Origin of the sequence: Nocardia sp. NPDC058705 (assembly GCF_042749305.1) — a bacterium.
Lineage (GTDB): Bacteria > Actinomycetota > Actinomycetes > Mycobacteriales > Mycobacteriaceae > Nocardia.
This window is the reverse complement of the sequence record NZ_JBHYRN010000016.1, coordinates 59,596-78,326: the sequence shown is the minus strand read 5'-3', so window position 1 is coordinate 78,326 and position 18,731 is coordinate 59,596. Positions and strand designations below refer to the sequence as shown.

At 68.2% G+C, this 18,731-nt stretch carries 13 protein-coding genes; all 13 read left to right on the top strand.

Going from position 1 to position 18,731, the window contains the following annotated elements; all coding sequences use genetic code 11:
* The 13 genes from ACFW6D_RS19420 (at window position 1) to ACFW6D_RS19360 (ending at window position 18,727) form a co-directional block, all read left to right on the top strand.
* Window positions 1–2,256 (top strand): germacradienol/geosmin synthase, encoded by a 2,256-nt coding sequence (locus ACFW6D_RS19420; RefSeq protein ID WP_379329952.1) that lies wholly within the window; start codon window positions 1–3, stop codon window positions 2,254–2,256.
* Window positions 2,253–3,626: a family 2B encapsulin nanocompartment shell protein gene (locus ACFW6D_RS19415; RefSeq protein ID WP_379329950.1), complete on the top strand. Its 1,374-nt coding sequence runs from the start codon at window positions 2,253–2,255 to the stop codon at window positions 3,624–3,626. The genes ACFW6D_RS19420 and ACFW6D_RS19415 overlap by 4 nt, the downstream gene beginning before the upstream one ends.
* Window positions 3,627–3,655: 29 nt before the next feature.
* Complete coding sequence (locus tag ACFW6D_RS19410; RefSeq protein WP_379329948.1) at window positions 3,656–4,690, top strand: polyprenyl synthetase family protein; 1,035 nt, start codon at window positions 3,656–3,658, stop codon at window positions 4,688–4,690.
* 258 nt (window positions 4,691–4,948) lie between these two features.
* On the top strand, window positions 4,949–6,253 hold the full coding sequence (locus ACFW6D_RS19405; RefSeq protein WP_379329946.1) for a hypothetical protein: 1,305 nt from the start codon (window positions 4,949–4,951) through the stop codon (window positions 6,251–6,253).
* A 294-nt stretch (window positions 6,254–6,547) separates the two neighbouring features.
* On the top strand, window positions 6,548–7,783 hold the full coding sequence (locus tag ACFW6D_RS19400) for an AAA family ATPase (protein WP_379329944.1): 1,236 nt from the start codon (window positions 6,548–6,550) through the stop codon (window positions 7,781–7,783).
* Window positions 7,780–9,003: a VWA-like domain-containing protein gene (locus ACFW6D_RS19395; protein ID WP_379329942.1), complete on the top strand. Its 1,224-nt coding sequence runs from the start codon at window positions 7,780–7,782 to the stop codon at window positions 9,001–9,003. The genes ACFW6D_RS19400 and ACFW6D_RS19395 overlap by 4 nt, the downstream gene beginning before the upstream one ends.
* A 171-nt stretch (window positions 9,004–9,174) precedes the next feature.
* Window positions 9,175–9,921, top strand: a complete 747-nt coding sequence (locus ACFW6D_RS19390) for a tyrosine-protein phosphatase (protein WP_379329940.1) — start codon at window positions 9,175–9,177, stop codon at window positions 9,919–9,921.
* A gap of 183 nt (window positions 9,922–10,104) precedes the next feature.
* Window positions 10,105–12,300 (top strand): SulP family inorganic anion transporter, encoded by a 2,196-nt coding sequence (locus ACFW6D_RS19385; RefSeq protein ID WP_379329938.1) that lies wholly within the window; start codon window positions 10,105–10,107, stop codon window positions 12,298–12,300.
* A 236-nt stretch (window positions 12,301–12,536) separates the two neighbouring features.
* Window positions 12,537–14,756, top strand: a complete 2,220-nt coding sequence (locus ACFW6D_RS19380) for a SulP family inorganic anion transporter (protein ID WP_379329936.1) — start codon at window positions 12,537–12,539, stop codon at window positions 14,754–14,756.
* Window positions 14,757–14,798: 42 nt separating this feature from the next.
* Window positions 14,799–15,287, top strand: a complete 489-nt coding sequence (locus ACFW6D_RS19375; protein ID WP_379329934.1) for a TIGR02611 family protein — start codon at window positions 14,799–14,801, stop codon at window positions 15,285–15,287.
* Window positions 15,284–15,955, top strand: a complete 672-nt coding sequence (locus tag ACFW6D_RS19370) for a (2Fe-2S)-binding protein (protein ID WP_379329932.1) — start codon at window positions 15,284–15,286, stop codon at window positions 15,953–15,955. Before ACFW6D_RS19375 ends, ACFW6D_RS19370 begins: the two co-directional genes overlap by 4 nt.
* A 163-nt stretch (window positions 15,956–16,118) precedes the next feature.
* Entirely contained in the window at window positions 16,119–18,176 is a 2,058-nt protein-coding gene (gene thrS / locus ACFW6D_RS19365; protein ID WP_379329930.1) for a threonine--tRNA ligase, read from the top strand.
* Window positions 18,173–18,727, top strand: coding sequence for an HIT family protein (locus ACFW6D_RS19360; protein WP_379329928.1), 555 nt, complete (start codon window positions 18,173–18,175; stop codon window positions 18,725–18,727). Before thrS ends, ACFW6D_RS19360 begins: the two co-directional genes overlap by 4 nt.
* Window positions 18,728–18,731: the final 4 nt, after the last annotated feature.

Here is an 18,731-nt window from a genome sequence, read left to right as displayed (position 1 = left end):
GTGCAGCCCTTCCAACTGCCCGAGTTCTACATCGCCCATCCACCGAGACTCAACCCGAACGTCGAAACCGCTCGCGCGCATACGAAGTCGTGGGCTCACGACATGGGCATGCTCGGACCGACGGTCGGTGGTGACGTGGTCTGGGACGAGCCGACCTTCGACGGGATGGACTACGCGGGCCTGTGCGCCTACACCCATCCCGACGCCGACGCCGAGGTCCTCAACACCGTCACCGACTGGTACACCTGGGTCTTCTACTTCGACGATCACTTCCTCGACGCCTTCAAGCGCACCGGCGATCTCGACGGCGCGCGCGAATACCTCGACCGCCTGGCCACTTTCATGCCGGTCGACCCGGCCGCGATGCCGGAACCGACCAATCCCGACGAGGCCGGGCTGGGGGATCTGTGGGCGCGCACCGTACCGGTGATGTCGTCGGCCTGGCGGGAGCGGTTCGCCGAGAGCACCCGCAATCTGCTGCTGGACTGCGTGTGGGAGATCCGCAACATCAACGGCGCGCGCGTGCCGAATCCGATCGACTACATCGAGATGCGGCGCAAGGTCGGCGGCGCGCCCTGGTCGGCGGACCTGGTCGAATACGCGCGCGGGATCGAAGTGCCGGAGGCGCTGGTCGGATCGCGACCGCTGCGGGTGCTGAAGGACACCTTCTCCGACGCGGTGCACCTGCGCAACGACATCTTCTCGTATCAGCGCGAAACCGAACAGGAGGGTGAGGTCAACAACGGCGTGCTGGTGGTCGAGCACTTTCTCGGCTGCTCGCCGCAGGAGGCGGCGGATCGGGTCAACGATCAGCTCACCTCGCGCATGCATCAATTCGAGAACACCGTGCTCACCGAGCTGGGACCGCTGTTCGACGAGCACGCGATCGACCCGGCCGGGCGGGCGTCGACGTTGTCGTATGTGCAGGGCCTGCAGGATTGGCAGTCCGGTGGGCACGAATGGCATCTGCGGTCCAACCGATACATGAACGAGTCGGCCGGGGCGCGTCAGGTGCCGGTGCTCGGTGGACCGAAAGGTCTTGGAACATCGGGGCTTTCCGGGTTGGCTCGTGGGTTGGCGGCCCCCGGTGGGTTGCGTAATCACAGTCGGGGCCTGAGCGCACCGGTCGGCCAGTTGCCGTTGCCCGAGTTCGACTTACCTTTCGAGGTGAGTGTGTGCGCGCACCTGCCGACGGCCCGCCGCGAGAGCCTCGACTGGTCCGACCGGGTCGGTTTTCACGATCCGGTGCCCGAACTGGGCGGGCGTCAGCTGTGGACCAGACAGGACAACGCGGGATTCGACTTCGCTTTGTGCTCAGCGGGTTTGGATCCTGACGCCACCGCGGAGGCGCTCACCCTGTCGGCCTGCTGGCTGACCTGGGGCACCTGGGCCGACGACTACTACCCGGCCCTGTTCAACCCGACCGGTGCGATGGCCGCGGCCAAAGCGGCCAACGCGCGCCTGTCGATGTTCATGCCGGTGGACCTCGGTGCGGTACCGGAACCACTGAATCCGCTCGAGCGCGGCCTGGCCGATCTGTGGCCGCGCACCGTCGCCACGATGGCGCCGGGCGCGCGGGAGACGTTCAAGTCCTCGGTCGAGCGGATGGTCGAGAGCTGGCTGTGGGAACTGGCCAACCACATCCAGCACCGGGTGCCCGATCCGGTGGACTACCTCGAAATGCGCAGGCTCACTTTCGGTTCCGACCTCACCATCGGTCTGTCCAAGATCGGCCGCGGTGGCCTCGTGCCCGACGCGGTGTTCCAGACCAGCACCATGCGGGGCATCGAACAGTCCGCGATGGACTACGCCGCCCTGATCAACGACCTGTTCTCGTATCAGAAGGAAATCGACTACGAGGGCGAGCTGCACAACATGGTGCTCGTGGTCGAGACCTTCCTCGCCTGCGATCGGGACCGTGCCGTCGCGATCGTGGCCGATCTCATGCGGGCCAGGATGCGGCAGTTCCAGCGACTCGTGCTCGAAGAGCTGCCGGTGCTGTTCGAACACCACCGGCTCGACACCGCCGCGCGCCGAGCGCTGACCGACTACGTGGGCGAACTGCAGGACTGGATCGCGGGCGTGCTGCTCTGGCACCGCGACACCAGCCGGTACGTGCCCGAAAACCTACGCTACCCACCGGCACTCGGTGTCGTCACGGCGGTGCCGAGGTTCGCTCCGCACGGGCTCGGTACCTCGGCCGCTCGACACTTTGTGCGCACCCCTTCCCCTCGAACGGTCAGGAGTAGCTCGTGACTTCAGCAGAACTCACCGCCCTCGGCGTCCCCGCGGCGCGGGCGCTGTCCACCACCACGAAATCCGTTCCACAGAACCAAGAACGCACCCCGCTGTGGTTGCTGCGCGAACTGCCATGGGTGGAGGTCGACGGCGGCACCTATCGGGTCAACCGGCGGCTCACCTACACCGTCGGCGACGGCTACATCACCTGCACACTGTCGGGCGGGAACTACCAGGTCATCGCGCCGGAACTGCGGGAACTGCGCGCCTTGAGCGGTGTCGACGACGAGGACGTCCTGCGCGAACTCGCCTCGGCGTTCGTCCAGGAGGAGTTCGGCCCGGGGGAGACCCTGTGCGAATTCGGCAGCCCGATCGATCGGCTCTTCGTGATCGCGCACGGGCAGGCGGTCACCAATCGCACGGGCGAGTACGGGGACCGGGTGGTGCTCGATGTCGTCGGCGACGGCGGCGAACTGGGCAGCGAGGTGCTCCTCGACGAGTCGGCCATCTGGGAATTCACCGCCACCGCCGAGACCAGCTGCACGGTGCTCAGCCTGGCCAGGAACGACCTCGAGCGCATCCTCGACCGCAGTCCCGCACTGGCGCAGCATCTTTCGGCCGTCCGCGAGGCCGACCGGCAGGCCAGGGGCAAATACAACAAGCGCGGCGAGGCGTCGATCGACCTGGCGTCGGGGCACGTCGGTGAGCCGGTGTTGCCGGGCACGTTCGTCGACTACGACGCGAGCCCGCGCGAATACGAACTGAGTGTGGCGCAGACCGTGCTGCGGGTCCACACCCGCGTCACCGACCTGTACAACAAGCCGATGAATCAGCTCGACCAGCAGGTGCGGTTGGCGGTCGAGGCCCTGCGGGAGCGCCAGGAATCCGACCTGCTCACCAATCCCGACTACGGGCTGCTCAACAATGTCGACCCGACGCAGCGGTTGCGTTCGGTGAGCGGCAAGCCCACCCCGGACGATCTGGATCGGCTGCTCGCCCGCCGCCGCAAAACCGCGTTCTTCCTGGCCCACCCGCGCACGATCGCGCGCTTCGGGCACGAATGCAGTGCGCGCGGTATCTATCCGAGCACGACCGAACTGCACGGCAAGCCGGTGCGGGCCTGGCGGGACGTGCCCCTGCTGCCGTCGAACAAGATCCCGATCAGTGACTCGGGGGCCAGCACCATCCTCGCGATGCGTGTCGGTGCCGACGACGAAGGGGTGGTCGGGCTGCGCAGCACCGACCTGCCTGACGAGTACGCGCCGGGAATCACCGTGCGGTTCAACGGAATCGACGATCAGGCGGTCGCTTCCTATCTGATCAGCGCCTACCACAGTGCGGCTGTGCTCGTCCCGGATGCGCTCGGGGCGCTGACCACCGCTGTGTAGGCGATCGGCTCCATGGAAAGGAACTGCGCATGACGATCAGTACCACTGGCATCGCGGTAGAGCAGGCCCCTGCTGTCGACGGTCGCGAGCCGTTCCGGACGGCGCTGCGAACCGCGGTCGAATCGCTGCCCGAATCGATCCGCCACATTGCCGGTTACCACTTCGGCTGGTGGGATCCCGACGGCAACCCCGAACACGCCGACGGCGGAAAGTCGTTGCGGCCCAATCTCGTTCTGCTGGCCGGTAGAGCGGTCGGGGCCGACCTCTCGCAGGCGATGCCCGCGGCGCTCGCGGTCGAGCTCGTCCACAATTTCTCCTTGCTGCACGACGACGTGATGGACCGCGACACCACCCGCAGACACCGCGCGACCGCCTGGCACGTCTTCGGGATCGGGCCCGCCATCCTCGCCGGCGACGCACTGGTCACCCTGGCCTTCGACGGACTGGCCCGCACCGGCGCGCGCACTGCCGAGTCGGCGACCCGGGTGCTCAGCGCGGCGGTGCTGAACCTGGTGGAAGGTCAGACCGCCGACATGGCTTTCGAGCGACGGTCCGACGTGAGCGTGCCCGAATGCGTCGCCATGGTCGACCGCAAAACCGGGGCCCTGTTCGGGTGTTCCGGTGCGCTGGGTGCGCTGGCGGGTGACGCCGGACCCGGCGCCATCGCCGGCTTGCAGGGATTCGGCAACGCGCTGGGCCGCGCGTTCCAGCATGCCGACGACCTGCTCGGCATCTGGGGAGACCCCGCTGTCACGGGCAAGCCCGCGCACTCGGACCTGCGCAATCGCAAGAAGTCGCTGCCGGTGGTGTGGGCGCTGAACTCGGCGACACCGGAGGCGCGGGCGCTGGCGGAGCTGTACGGCCGCGATGCCGAACTCGACGACGACGATCTGGTGCGCGCGGCCGAGTTGGTCGAGTCGGCGGGTGGGCGGGACTGGAGCCGCAGCCAGATCGACCAGCTCTTCTCCAGCGCCATGCTGGCCCTGTCGGGCGTGCGGGGTGAGGAAGGCGCGGTCGCCGAGCTGCGGAATCTGGCTGCGTCGGCGGCCCGACGCGACAGCTGATCACAGCGGGCGGGCACCCGGCCGGTGCCCGCCCGCGCTTGTCGGGTCGTGGGTTGTTGTGCATACTGGGCTCATGACATCCAGTCGAAAGGGCGTCCTGCGCCCGGGCCGTTGAGCCCCTCGCCGGTCATCGCACCGGCTCCACTCCCGCTCGATCGCGGGGTAATCACCGAAAATCCGCCGGGCTTCCGTGCGTCCTATGACGATGCGCGCCTTGGTCTTTGGGTTCGGGTTCGCGAACTCGCCGTGCCGCCCGCGATGATCGAGGTCACCACTGCCCGGCGGCTCGTCGGCGACTGGTCCGGGGCATGCGCCGCGGCACATGTCGATGTCGAGGTGGATCTGCGGGCGTTGGCACGGACACACGGGCGGGGACTCGCCGCCCGCGTGCGGGCCGACCTGCGATACCTGGCGCCGGATCTGCTGCGCTGGCATCTACCCAGAATCGCGCCGGACGGATTGGTGCGGCCCGGGTTGACGATGGTGCTGGCTCGCTACGACACCGAGGACATCGGAATACGTTGGCCCAGTGCAGGTTCCGTGCATCTGGTGGTGCGGACGCCGCCCGCCTGGGCGGCCGCCGGTCAGCGGTTCAGCCTCGCGCTGTGGGACTCGGACAGTCCGGCAACCGCCGCGCGCCTGCACCCACACCCCCGCCCCAACAGCCGCTACCGGCTCGACCTGCACCGCCACCTCTGGGATTCGCGCCGAGCCGCAGAACTGGGAACCCGCGCTGGAGCAAGCCCGATCACGCAGGTCGACCGGGACTATGCCGGGCGGACCGGATCGGTGCCGCAAGGTTGTGCTGTCGATCGTTGGGCGGACGAAGCGGGAGTTCTGCTGAGAGCCGAGGGGCTTCGGTCCGGGCTCGTGCTGGTGCGGTGTGGTGCGCGAAAACGAGTAGTGCTGGATGTGGACGCGAATAACCCGGCAGCCATGCGGATTTCGGGGGAATGCCCCCGTGGCGGAATCTCCGCCCTTCCGGTCCTGCCGGACGCGGCCACCTGGGTGCTTCCGGATCTGGAATTGCTCGGTGCCGGCGTGATCTCCGTCGATCGACTGCATCCGCTCGTCGCGTCGGCACTCGGCTACGACGGCGCGCAGACCGATGCCTCCGGGGTCAGTGCTGGTCATCGGATCGTGGAGTGTCGAGGCGAACGCCACCGGATCGGACTGGTGGACGGGGTGCTCGCCGCCCTGGACCATGATCCCGCCGAAATCCGCCGCGAAGAACTCCTCGCAGCCCTGACCGGCACCCCGATGCCCTGTCTGCAAGCCATCGATCGGTCACTGCGCCAACCGGATTGGCTCATCGGCGTCTGCGATCGCCTGGACCATGGCGATATCGACGGTGCCCTCACCATCGTCGAAGCCCGGATCGGTGCAGACGCGGTGCTCCGCGACGGACCACTCCGCGACGCATTGGAAATGGCTGTGCGGCAACGGATTACCTACGGCCTGTTCCGAGCCGGTCTGCCTGCGCCAGGTCGCGGCAACGCACCTCCCTGCCGGAAAGACCGCAAGGGGCGTCGCGCGCGTCCGAGGCACGCCGTCTTGTACTGAGTCGCCGACAGGGTCACGCCCTGTCGCATCGACCTCGTGTGTTGGTCGCCCGGCCCAGCGCCAGTCGACTGATCGGTGCCTGGCCGCAATGGACCGGTAGAGGCCCGCGCCGTAGGCCTCGGCGACGGCGGCCTGATCGGTGCCTGGCCGCAATGGTCGGCCGATCTGCGTGTCGCGGAACCTCGCATCAACCGGCCGACTCGTGCGTTCGCGCCGGGTGCCACTCACAATCCTCGGCCGCGCCCGACCCTTACTGATCCATCCAATTCTTCTGAACCCAAAGGTGATTCACACATGACTGTGCACACTCTCTGCCCGCCTCCCGCCGACACCCAGCTCGACGTCGCAGGCGAACTGCTTTCCTTGCTCGGCGAGGTGAAGACAGAGCCGCGTCGCAATACCCAACTCGAAGCGCTGACCTTGGCGGTGGCCGCCGACCTGCCGGTGCTCCTGTGGGGTGAGCCGGGTATCGGCAAGACCGCTGCTCTGACCCAGCTCGCGGAATCGCTGGACCTGCCGCTGACCACGGTGATCGCGAGTGTCCATGAACCATCGGACTTCTCGGGCCTGCCCATCGTGGGCGACGACCCCGCGACCCAGGGTGTGCCGATGGCGCCGCCGGATTGGGCCGTGCGGCTCGTGCGCGCCGGTCGCGGCTTGCTGTTCCTCGACGAACTGTCCACCGCACCGCCCGCCGTACAGGCCGCGCTGTTGCGGGTCGTTCTCGAAAGACGCGTCGGCGCACTGGAACTGCCGCCGGGTGTGCGCATCGTCGCCGCCGCCAATCCTCGCTCGTCGGCCGCCGACGGCTGGGAGCTGAGCCCGCCGCTGGCGAACCGTTTCGTGCACCTGCAGTGGACCCACGAGCACGACGTGGTCGTCCGCGGCCTCGGCGGAACATGGCCGCGCGCGACCCTGCCTCGGCTCGCGCCCGAAAGATTCGCGGAGGCTGTGGGTTTCGCTCGTCGCGCGGTGTGCACGCTGCTCGCGGCAAGGCCGAAACTCGTGCATCAGATGCCGACCACCGAAACCCGGCGGGGCGGTCCGTGGCCGTCACCGCGCAGCTGGGAGATGACCCTGCGGCTGATCGCCTTCGCGACCGCGGCCGATGCGAGTCGCGATGTGCTGTCGCAGTTGATCCGCGGCACGGTCGGCGACGGCGCCGGTTTCGAATTGCTGACCAGCATCGATCGGATGGATCTCCCGGACCCGGAGATGCTCCTGGCCGACCCGGACGCGGCCGAGCTGCCGACGCGGGGCGACCTGCGCCAGGCCGCCCTCGACGGCGTCGTGGCCGCGGTCCGCAAACGACCGGAGCAGGCGCGCTGGGACGCGGCATGGGCACTGCTGGTCAAGGCCGTGGAAACCGGGGCACCCGACCTGGTGGTTGTTCCGGCGACCACCCTCGCCACGCTGCGCCGCGACAACTGGGAGGTGCCCGCGGCCATCGAACAGCTCACCGCGGTGGTGTCGGTGTCGCAGAGTGCCGCGCGCGCCGCGGATCGCGTGGCTGTCAAGGCGGGCCGATGAGGGTGGATATCGCCGGGCTGGATTTCGACAAGCTGTATGCCGCACGGCTGCACGCGGTTTCGGCCTGTCCCTATCTGGCGACCGCGCTGTACGCACTGCACATCGTCGAGTCGCCGACCGCGCCGACAATGGCTGTGGACAAATACTGGCGGTGTTATGTGTCGCCCAGGTTTGTCGACTGCACGCCCGTGGAAGACCTGGCTTCGATCCTGGTGCACGAGGTGTCGCACCTGCTGCGCGAACACCACGCGCGCAGCGACCGCTACGCCCACGTCCACGACCTGACGGGCCCGGGGGAACGATTGCGCATGAACATCGCCGCGGATGCCGAGATCAACGACGACGCGTTCGGTGACGGCTTGGTCCAGCCCGAGGGCGCCGTGCTGCCCAGCACACTGGGGCTCGATCCAGGCCAACTCATGGAGGACTACCTGGGCCGATTCCGCCTCGGACGCCTGACCGAAGACATGGCGTGGCTCGACTGCGGTAGCGGCGCGGACGGATCGGACCGCGAGTGGGAGTGGGGCCCCGACGGTGCGGACGGCCTCAGTGAACAGCAGCGCGCCGGCGTCCGATTCCTCGTGGCGCAGGGCATCGTCGGCCGCCCCGGCGACGCACCACAGGGCTGGCGACGCTGGGCCAACGAGGCCTTGCACCCGTCACAACCCTGGCGCGACCTGCTCGGCGCGGCCCTGCGCGCGGCCGCCTCGGCCCCCGGCGTCGGTGAGGACTACACCTACCGACGCCCGGCCAGACGCTCGACAGCTCTCCCGGGGATCGTGCTGCCCAGCCTGCGCCGCACCCCACCCAAGGTCAGCGTGGTCATCGACACCTCGGGCTCGGTCAGCGACGACGAACTCGGCAGCGCCCTCCTCGAAGTCGCCGCCATCACCCGCGCCGTCGGCGGCCGCCGCGACCTGGTCACCGTCTTCTCCTGCGACGCCGCCGCCCGCATCGCCCACCCCCTGTGCCAGGCCGAGGGCATGACACTCGTCGGCGGTGGCGGCACCGACCTGCGAACCGGCTTCACCAAGGCCCTGCGCACCCGCCCCGACGTACTCGTGGCCCTGACCGACGGCCAAACACCGTGGCCCTCCCGACAACCCGCCTGCCGAACCGTCGTCGGCCTGTTCCACCGCGACCGCCAATGGCGACACGACGACCCGGACTACATCCCCGACAGACCACCCGAGTGGGCGCGCGTGGTCGAGATCGGCTGATGCCGACCTACCGGCTACGCCGCGCCCCGCACCAGCCGCGCGGGATTTCGGCCCGCTGCTGCGATGCCTACCGCATCGTACGAACGGATCCGTCGATCGCAGTTGCTGATCGGCGACGTCGTGCGCGCTCGAAGGGAGGAGTATCGACCCAACTGACGAGATCGGATTGCGATGACCAACGGTGAGACTTCCTCGGTGGAACGGAAATTGCCGCTGCGCGGTGCGGTGAACGCGCGGGATCTGGGTGGGTTGCGCACCCTGGACGGGCGGCAGGTGCGCCGGTTGCGGGTGTTGCGGTCGGATCTGCTCACCGGGCTCGATGCCGGCGATGTGTCGTTCCTGCTGGGCGAGTGTGGCCTTCGCACCATCGTCGACCTGCGTGCACCGGGCGAAACCGTCACGGACGGAACGGGTTCCGTCGTCGAGGCGGTCGCGACCTACCGGAACCTGCACGTCTACGGCGCGAGCCGGGTGCGGCTCGACCTCACCGAAGTCGCACCCGACGGCAGCATGTTCGATCGGTACTGCGAATACCTCGAGCACAGCAGCGAGAACATCGCCGCCGTGCTGCGCCTGCTCGCCACCCCGGGGCAGATGCCCGCGCTGATCCACTGCGCCGCGGGCAAGGATCGCACCGGCGTGGTGATCGCCCTGCTGCTCGCGGTCGCCGGGGTGCGCGCGGACGACATCATCGCCGACTACGCCGCCACCACCCCGAACCTCGCGGCGCTGCGGGCCCGCGGTCCGCGGCCGGATGACCGGGTCCCCGCCTGGGTTTTCGCCGCCGACGCGGCCACCATGCGCCAGTTCCTGACTTACCTGGATATCGAGCACGGCGGCCCCGCGGCCTGGGCGATGAGCGCCGGTCTCGACCAGGCGATGCAACGGCAGCTGGCGGAGAACCTGCTATGTGACTGATGTCACAAATCGGCCGCGATTGATCACAATCTCGCCGAAAGGCTTTCCTAGCGCTTGAGGAGTTCTTTACTATTGTCGCGGTCTTCGCGTTTTGAGTCCGAGCTCCACGAAGCCGTTCGCCTCTCTTGCCAGTGCATGTTCGACCGATGAACCGCCGAGCCCCGCTCGCGGCGAAGGAGAATGATGGCTACCGACAACGATCAGGGCCCCAGATGGAAAGCTGTTCTGCGACACGATCTTCCCGCGTCCGTGGTGGTGTTCCTGGTGGCGCTACCGCTCTCGATCGGTATTGCCGTGGCCTCGGGCGCGCCGGTGGCCGCCGGGCTGATCGCCGCGGTCGTCGGTGGTGTGGTGGCCGGGTTGCTCGGCGGATCCCCGCTGCAGGTGAGCGGGCCCGCGGCGGGGCTGACCGTGGTGGTCGCCGAGACCATCGCGCAGTTCGGTTGGCGAGCAACCTGTTTCATCGTCGCCGCGGCGGGCGTATTGCAGATCCTGTTCGGGCTGAGCAGGATCGCCCGCGCGGCGCTGGCCGTGGCGCCGGTGGTGGTGCACGCGATGCTCGCCGGTATCGGCATCACCATTGCGCTACAACAACTTCTGGTCCTGCTCGGTGGCGTATCGGGTAGTTCGAGCCTGGCCAACCTGAGCGCGCTGCCCGCCCAGCTGCGTGCCGCGCGCTGGGGTGATGTGGTCGTCGGCACCGCGGTCATGGCGATCCTGCTCGGCTGGAAGTACCTACCGACCAAGGTCCGCCTGGTCCCCGCGCCGCTGGTCGCGATCCTCGCCGGTGCCGGGCTGGCGATGGTGTTGCCCACCGAGATCGAGCGAATCATGTTGAACGCCTCACTGTTCGACTCGATGACGCTGCCGCAGGTTCCGACGGGGGAGTGGTGGCATGTGGCGTTCACAGTGCTCACCATCGCGCTCATCGCCAGCGTCGAGAGCCTGCTCTCGGCGGTGGCGGTCGGCCGGATGCGCGACGGGCAGCGCGCCGACTTCGATCGCGAGTTGCTCGGCCAGGGCTCGGCCAATCTGCTGTCGGGCCTGATCGGCGGGCTGCCGGTCACCGGCGTGATCGTACGCAGCGCCACCAACGTTCGGGCCGGGGCGCGTAGCCGGGCTTCGGCTGTGCTGCACGGCATCTGGATCCTGGTGTTCTCGGTGGCGCTGGTCGGGGTGGTGGAACAGATCCCGAAGGCCGCGCTGGCCGGGCTGCTCATCGTGATCGGGATGCAGCTGGTGAAACTCGCGCACATCAAACGGGCGCTGCGCACCGGCGATCTGCTGGTCTATGTCGTCACCGTCGCCGGGGTCGTCTTCGCGAATCTCCTCGAGGGCGTCGTGATGGGGCTCGCGCTGGCCTTCATGGTCTTGCTGTGGCGGGTGGTCAAGGTGACGATCACCGCCGCCCCGGTGTCGGGATCGCCACGCTGGCTGGTCACCATCGACGGTTCCTGCACCTTCCTCGCGCTTCCGAAGCTCTCGGCGAAACTGTCCGAGGTGCCCGCCGGGGTCGACGTGACGGTGGAGATGACCGTCGATTTTCTCGACCACGCGGCCAGCGAGGCCATCGCCGAATGGGCTGATCAGCGTGAATTCGCCGGTGACACTGTCGATTTCGTCGAGATGGGCACCGCGCGGATGGCGCGCGCCGACGCCGCACCACCCGAACGCGGGCAATCACGCAAGGTGATCGACGAGGCGATCGGACCCTGGCGCCGCACCGGCGGCTCGGGCGACGCCATCACCGCGGGCATCGCCGCCTACCACCGCGGCCCCGCGCACCTGCTGCGCCCACACCTGCACGGCCTGCGTGACCGCCCCGACGCCGACACCTTCTTCCTCACCTGCGCCGACGCCAGGATCGTGCCCAACGTCATCACCAACAGCGGCCCCGGCGACCTGTTCACCGTCCGCAATGTCGGCAATCTGGTCCCGGTGGGCGGCAGTGATGTCTCGGTCGAGGCCGCGCTGATCTACGCGCTCGACAAGCTCGACGTGCGCTCGGTGGTGGTCTGCGGGCACAGCGGCTGCGGTGCGATGGAGGCCCTCTACGGGCAGGTCCAGGCCGGGCCGGGTCTCGACGACTGGCTCGCGCACGCCCAACCGACCCTGGCCGCGTTCCACGCAGGTCATCCCGTCGCGGCGGCGGCCGCCCTCGCGGGCTTCGGCCCGGTCGACCAACTCGGCATGGTCAATGTCGCCCGCCAGGTGCAGACCCTCGTCGACTACCCGGCGATCCGCGCCGGGATGGCCGAACGCGGTGTCGCGGTGACCGGGTTGTTCTTCGACCTGGCGACCGCGCGGGTGATCGAGATCAACGCCGACGGGATCTCGGGGTTCGACGAGGCACGCAGGATCGCCGCCGAACCGGTGTAAACCCAAGTCGTTGTGGGTCACACCACATGCTGCCTGCTGTTATGGCGAGACCCACTGTTTCTGCGGCACACTGGCTTTGCCAATTCTTTACCAATAGGTTGGATCCATCAGCAGCCGGTTCGCCGTCGCACCGGCCTCTTTGCTCGAGCTCCCTTTGCTTCACCACCGTCCTCGTGATGATCGGCCTCGGTCCTGGATTTCTCGAAACCAGTGCCGGGAGTCGGCGAAGGAGATTCATGTCTGTCGAAAACGACCTCGCTCCGCCGTGCGCGGACAACCCGTCGAACACTCCGCCGCGCACCGCGTGGCGACAGACGCTGCTGCGTCACGACCTTCCCGCCTCCATCGTGGTTTTCCTGGTGGCACTGCCCCTGTCGCTCGGGATCGCGGTCGCCTCCGGTGCGCCGATCGCCGCGGGCCTGATCGCCGCCGTGATCGGTGGTGTGGTCGCGGGCCTGCTCGGCGGGTCGGTCCTGCAGGTCAGCGGTCCCGCCGCCGGTCTGACCGTGGTCGTCGCCGAGTCCATCGCCCAATTCGGTTGGCGTGTCACATGTTTCATCGTGGTCGCCGCCGGTGTGCTGCAGATCCTGTTCGGCCTCAGCCGGATCGCCCGGGCAGCACTGGCCGTCGCGCCCGTGGTGGTCCACGCCATGCTCGCCGGAATCGGCATCACCATCGCCCTGCAGCAGATCCACGTGCTGCTCGGCGGTTCCTCGCACAGCACCGCGCTGCGCAATCTGATCGAACTGCCCGGACAGCTGCTGTCGCTGCACGGTGACGACGCGCTCGTCGGGGCCGTGGTGATCGCGGTGATGCTCGGCTGGAAGTACGTCCCACCGAAGCTGCGCGCGGTGCCGGGCCCGCTGGTCGCGGTGCTCGTGGGCACCGTACTCTCGCTCGGCCTGTCCGATGTCGAGCGAATCGCGTTGAGCGGGTCGGTCTTCGACGCGATCGGCCTGCCCGCACTGCCGTCGGGCAACTGGACCGCCGTCGCCATGATGGTGCTGACCATCGCGTTGATCGCCAGCGTGGAGAGCCTGCTCTCGGCCGTGGCCGTCGACAAGATGCACACCGGTCCACGCACCGGTTTCGATCGGGAACTGATCGGCCAGGGCACGGCGAACGTGGTGTCCGGCCTGGTCGGTGGGCTGCCGATCACCGGCGTGATCGTGCGCAGCGCCACCAATGTGCAAGCGGGCGCGCGGACGCGGGCATCGACTGTCCTGCACGGACTCTGGATTCTGTTGTTCTCGGTGGCGCTGGTCGGGCTGGTCGAACAGATTCCCAAGGCCGCGCTGGCGGGCCTGCTGATCGTGATCGGCACGCAGCTGGTGAAACTGGCCCACATCCGGCTCGCGCGACGCACCGGCGACCTGCTGGTCTACGTGGTGACCGTGCTCGGCGTGGTGTTCACCAATCTCCTGGAAGGCGTGGTCATCGGGTTGGCGCTGGCGTTCGGTCTGCTGCTGTGGCGGGTTGTGCGCGTGCGGGTGGAGGCGGCACCGCTGCCCGACGGCAACTGGCAGGTCCACATCGACGGCTCGTGCACCTTCCTCGCACTGCCGAAACTGTCGGGCGAACTGGCGAAGGTGCCCTCGGGTGTCGATGTGCGGGTCGAGATGACCGTCGACTTCCTCGACCATGCCGCGTTCGAGGCGATCGAGGATTGGCAACGTCAGCACGAAAGTACCGGCGGCCACATCGATTTCGTCGAAATCGGGCACGCCAAGATGGCAGGCACCCCGGCCGCGCCACCCACCCGTGGGTTCGCTCGCGCCGCCATCGACGACACGCTCCGCCCGTGGCGGCACCAGAAATCCGGTGGCGCGGCGGTGACCGCGGGCATCGCGGCCTTCCATCGCGGCCACGCCCACGTGGTGCGCCCGCACCTGGACGGGATGCACCAGGATCCGGATTCGTTCTTCCTCACCTGCTCGGATTCGCGGATCGTGCCCAACGTGATCACCAACAGCGGCCCCGGCGACCTGTTCACCGTCCGCAATGTCGGCAATCTGGTGCCCGTCAGCGGTGACGATTCGGTCGAAGCGGCGCTGACGTTCGCGTTGGACTCCCTAGCTGTCCGTTCGGTGGTGGTGTGCGGGCACTCCTCGTGTGGCGCCATGAAAGCGGTTCACTCCGCTGCCGACGCCGACGGTGGGCTGGGTTCCTGGCTGCGCCACGCCGAACCGACGCTGCAGCGATTCCGCGCGGGCCACCCGGTGGCCGCCGCGGCAAGGGCGGCCGGATACAGCGAGGTGGATCAGCTGAGCATGGTCAATGTCGCCGTGCAGCTCGAGACGTTGGGCCGCAATCCCGCAGTGCGGCGTGCCGTCGCCGAGCGCGGGCTGGAGCTGTCGGGGCTGTTCTTCGATATCGCGGGTGCGCGGGTTCTGGCGGTCACCGTCGACGGGGTCGCGGCCATCGACGATCATGCCGCGCTGGCCGTCACCGGATAGCAGCATCGCGCCTGTCGGCGGCCGAACTCGTAGGCTGGAACGATGACCAGCGATCCCACCGCCGCCGACAGCGTCACCGACCGCCCCGATTCCGCGGACTCCGATACCGCCGGATCGGGGCGGTTCGACGCTTTCAAGGAGCGCTGGCGCGCCTTCCGGGAAGGCATCGCGCATCGCCCTACTCTCAACCTCGGCTACCGCATCGCCGTCGGCGTGGTCGGTGGGCTGGTGCTGATCATCGGGATCGTCACGATCCCGTACCCGGGACCCGGCTGGGCGTTGGTGTTCGCGGGATTCGGCATCCTGGCCACCGAGTTCGTCTGGGCGCATCACGCCTTGACCTGGGTGCGCGGCAAATACCGGATCGTCATGGACTGGTACACCTCGCGCGGCTGGTTCATCAAGATACTCGGCGCGGTGGGCACCTTCGCCCTCGTCATGGTGACGTTGTGGCTGCTCGGTACGTTTTCGATGGTCGCAGGGTGGATCGGAGTCGATTGGTCATGGTTACACAGTCCCCTGATGTCGTGAGCACCGCTCCCGGCCACCTACTCTCCGACCCGGACTGGGTCGCCGCCAAGATCGACGCGATGAGCCACACCTGGGGCACCGATGTGCCCCGGGTCGCGGGCACCCTGTGGTGGTGCATGGTCGCCTCGACGTTGGTCGAGCAGATCGCCGTCGCCTACGCGGCGGGCACCCCGGCGCCGGTCGCCGCGCTCGGCGAATTCGACTGTGTGGTCCGCCCGGACGGTGGCGTCGAGCACGCCCGGTTCCACAGGGTGCCGGTCGACGCCAACGGGCGATCGGTGCGCTCGGACGTGGGCGGCGAGACCGGCGCGGCAGCGGCCGAAGAGGTCGCGACCGCCCTGCGTGACACCTTGACCACCGTGATCTCCCAGGTCGCGGCGGTTTCCGGGGCCGGAGCTCCCTCGTTGTGGGCGGTCGTCGCCGACGCCATCGGCAACCGAGCCTTGGACGCGGGCTCCCAGGAAGCGGCGACCCGGCTGGTGGCGGATGTGGGCTCACGCCTGCCGACCCCGCGATTCGTCACCGTCGATGGCCGCACCTTCGTTCGTCGCGCTTCGTGTTGCCTGGTCTACGAGGCGCCCGGTCGGGAGATGTGCACGAGCTGCCCGAAGCGCGCGCCCGCCGATCGCGCCGAACGGCTGGCCGCCGCAGCGCGTTCCCAGCGCTGACGCCGTCCGGTTGATCGACATGCGGGCGTAGGTCCATCGACACGGCCTGTCGGCGCTCCCGATAGCATGGGCGACGCAGGGCAGACCCTGCGCGGATCGGCGGTGCGGGACGAACCCTGCGCCGTGAGCCCGGACGGACCCGGACAACAAGGAGAACAATTCCGTGACCACCTCTGCACCCATCAGTCCAGTCGCTCTCGTTCGGGTGCAGGCGGGGACTACCGCGGGCGCAGCGGTGCGGGAAGCGGGCCTGCCCACCAAGGGTCCCGACACGATCGTGGTCGTGCGCGATGTCGACGGTGCGCTCAAGGATCTGTCCTGGACCCCGGAAGAAGACGTCGACGTCGAACCGGTCGCCGCGAACACCGAGGACGGGCGAAGCGTGATCCGGCACTCGGCCGCACACGTGCTGGCCCAGGCCGTGCAGCAGGAGTTCCCCGACGCGAAGCTGGGCATCGGCCCGCCGATCAAGGACGGCTTCTACTACGACTTCCAGGTCGACAAGCCCTTCACCCCCGAGGATCTGGCCAAGCTGGAATCCCGGATGAAGAAGATCGTCAAAGGCGCGCAACGTTTTTCGCGTCGCGTGGTCGAGGTCGACGACGCCCGCGTCGAACTGGCGAACGAGCCGTTCAAGCTGGAGCTGATCAGCGACAAGTCCGGCATCGACGATCCCGAGATCATGGAGGTCGGCGGCAACGAGCTGACCATCTACGACAACCTCGACCCGCGCACCGGTGAGAAGCTGTGGGGCGACCTGTGCCGCGGTCCGCACATCCCCACCACCAAGTTCATCCCCGCGTTCAAGCTGACCCGCTCCTCGGCCGCCTACTGGCGTGGCGACCAGGACCGCGAGGACCTGCAGCGCGTGTACGGCACCGCGTGGGAATCCACCGAGGCGATGGACGCCTACCTGGAGCTGCTGGCCGAGGCCGAGCGCCGCGACCACCGCAAGCTCGGCCTCGAACTGGACCTGTTCTCCTTCCCTGACGAGCTCGGTTCGGGCCTGCCGGTGTTCCATCCCAAGGGCGGCATCATCCGCAAGGAGATGGAGGAGTACTCGCGCCAGCGCCACATCGAGGCGGGCTACGAGTTCGTCAACACCCCGCACATCACCAAGGGTGCGCTGTTCGAGACCTCCGGGCACCTCGATTGGTACAAGGACGGCATGTTCCCGGCCATGCACCTCGATGCCGAGCTCAACGAAGACGGCACCGTGCGCAAGCCCGGCCAGGACTACTACGTCAAGCCGATGAACTGCCCGATGCACAACCTGATCTTCCGGGCGCGCGGCCGCTCCTACCGCGAATTGCCGTTGCGGATGTTCGAATTCGGTTCGGTGTACCGCTACGAGAAGTCCGGCGTGGTGCACGGCCTGACCCGCGTGCGTGGCATGACCCAGGACGACGCGCACATCTACTGCACCAAAGAGCAGATGCACGCCGAGCTCACCAGCACCCTGCAGTTCGTCCTCGGGCTGCTCAAGGACTACGGCCTCGACGACTTCTACCTCGAGCTGTCCACCAAGGACCCGAAGAAGTACGTGGGTTCGGACGAGCTGTGGGCCGAGGCCACCGAAACCCTCGAAAAGGTCGCCGAGGCTTCAGGTCTGGATCTGGTGCCCGACCCAGGCGGCGCCGCGTTCTACGGCCCGAAGATCTCCGTGCAGGTCAAGGACGCGCTCGGCCGCACCTGGCAGATGTCGACCGTGCAGCTCGACTTCAACCTGCCCGAGCGGTTCGACCTGGAGTACACCTCCTCCGACGGCACCAAGCAGCGTCCGGTGATGATCCACCGCGCCCTGTTCGGCTCGATCGAACGCTTCTTCGGCGTGCTCACCGAGCACTACGCCGGTGCCTTCCCCGCCTGGCTCTCGCCGGTGCAGGTCGTCGGCATCCCGGTCGCGGAAAACTTTGCCCCGCACCTGGATTCGGTGATCGAGCAGCTGCGTGACGCCGGCGTGCGGGCCCAAGTGGACCGCAGCGACGACCGTATGCAGAAGAAGATCTTCAACCAGACCGCCCAGAAGGTGCCGTTCATGCTCCTGGCAGGCGCGCGCGACGTCGAAGCCGACGCGGTGAGCTTCCGGTTCTGCGACGGCACCCAGGTCAACACGGTGCCGGTCGCCGACGCGATCGCCACCATCACCGCCTGGGTCCGCAACCGGGAGAACGCCTCGCCCACCGCGGAGGGGTTCGAGATCGTCAAGGCGTCGGCATGAGCGAGCCCATCGCCCCCGGCGCCGGTGAGATCGTCGACGCCGGCGCGGGGCAGCCCGATCGCCTGCAGCGGCTGTGGACGCCGTACCGGATGTCCTACATCACCGGTGAGGTCAAACCCAAGGACGCGACCGGGCATCCGTTCACCGATATCCCCAAGATGTCGGACGAAGACGGCCTGATCATCGCCCGCGGCGAGAATGTTTACGCCGTGCTCAACTTGTACCCGTACAACCCAGGGCACATGATGGTGGTGCCGTACCGCCGGGTAGCCGACCTGGAGGACCTCACGCCCGCCGAGAGCGCGGAACTGATGGCCTTCACGCAGCGGGCCATTCGGGTGATGAAGCAGGTCTCGCGGCCTGCCGGATTCAACGTGGGTCTCAATCTCGGTGGGGTGGCCGGTGGGTCGCTGGCCGACCACCTGCACCAGCACATCGTGCCGCGCTGGGGCGGGGATGCGAACTTCATCACCGTGGTCGGCGGGGTGAAGGTGATGCCTCAGTTGTTGCGCGAAACGCGGCAGCTGCTGGCGGAGGCGTGGGAGGAATAAAGAC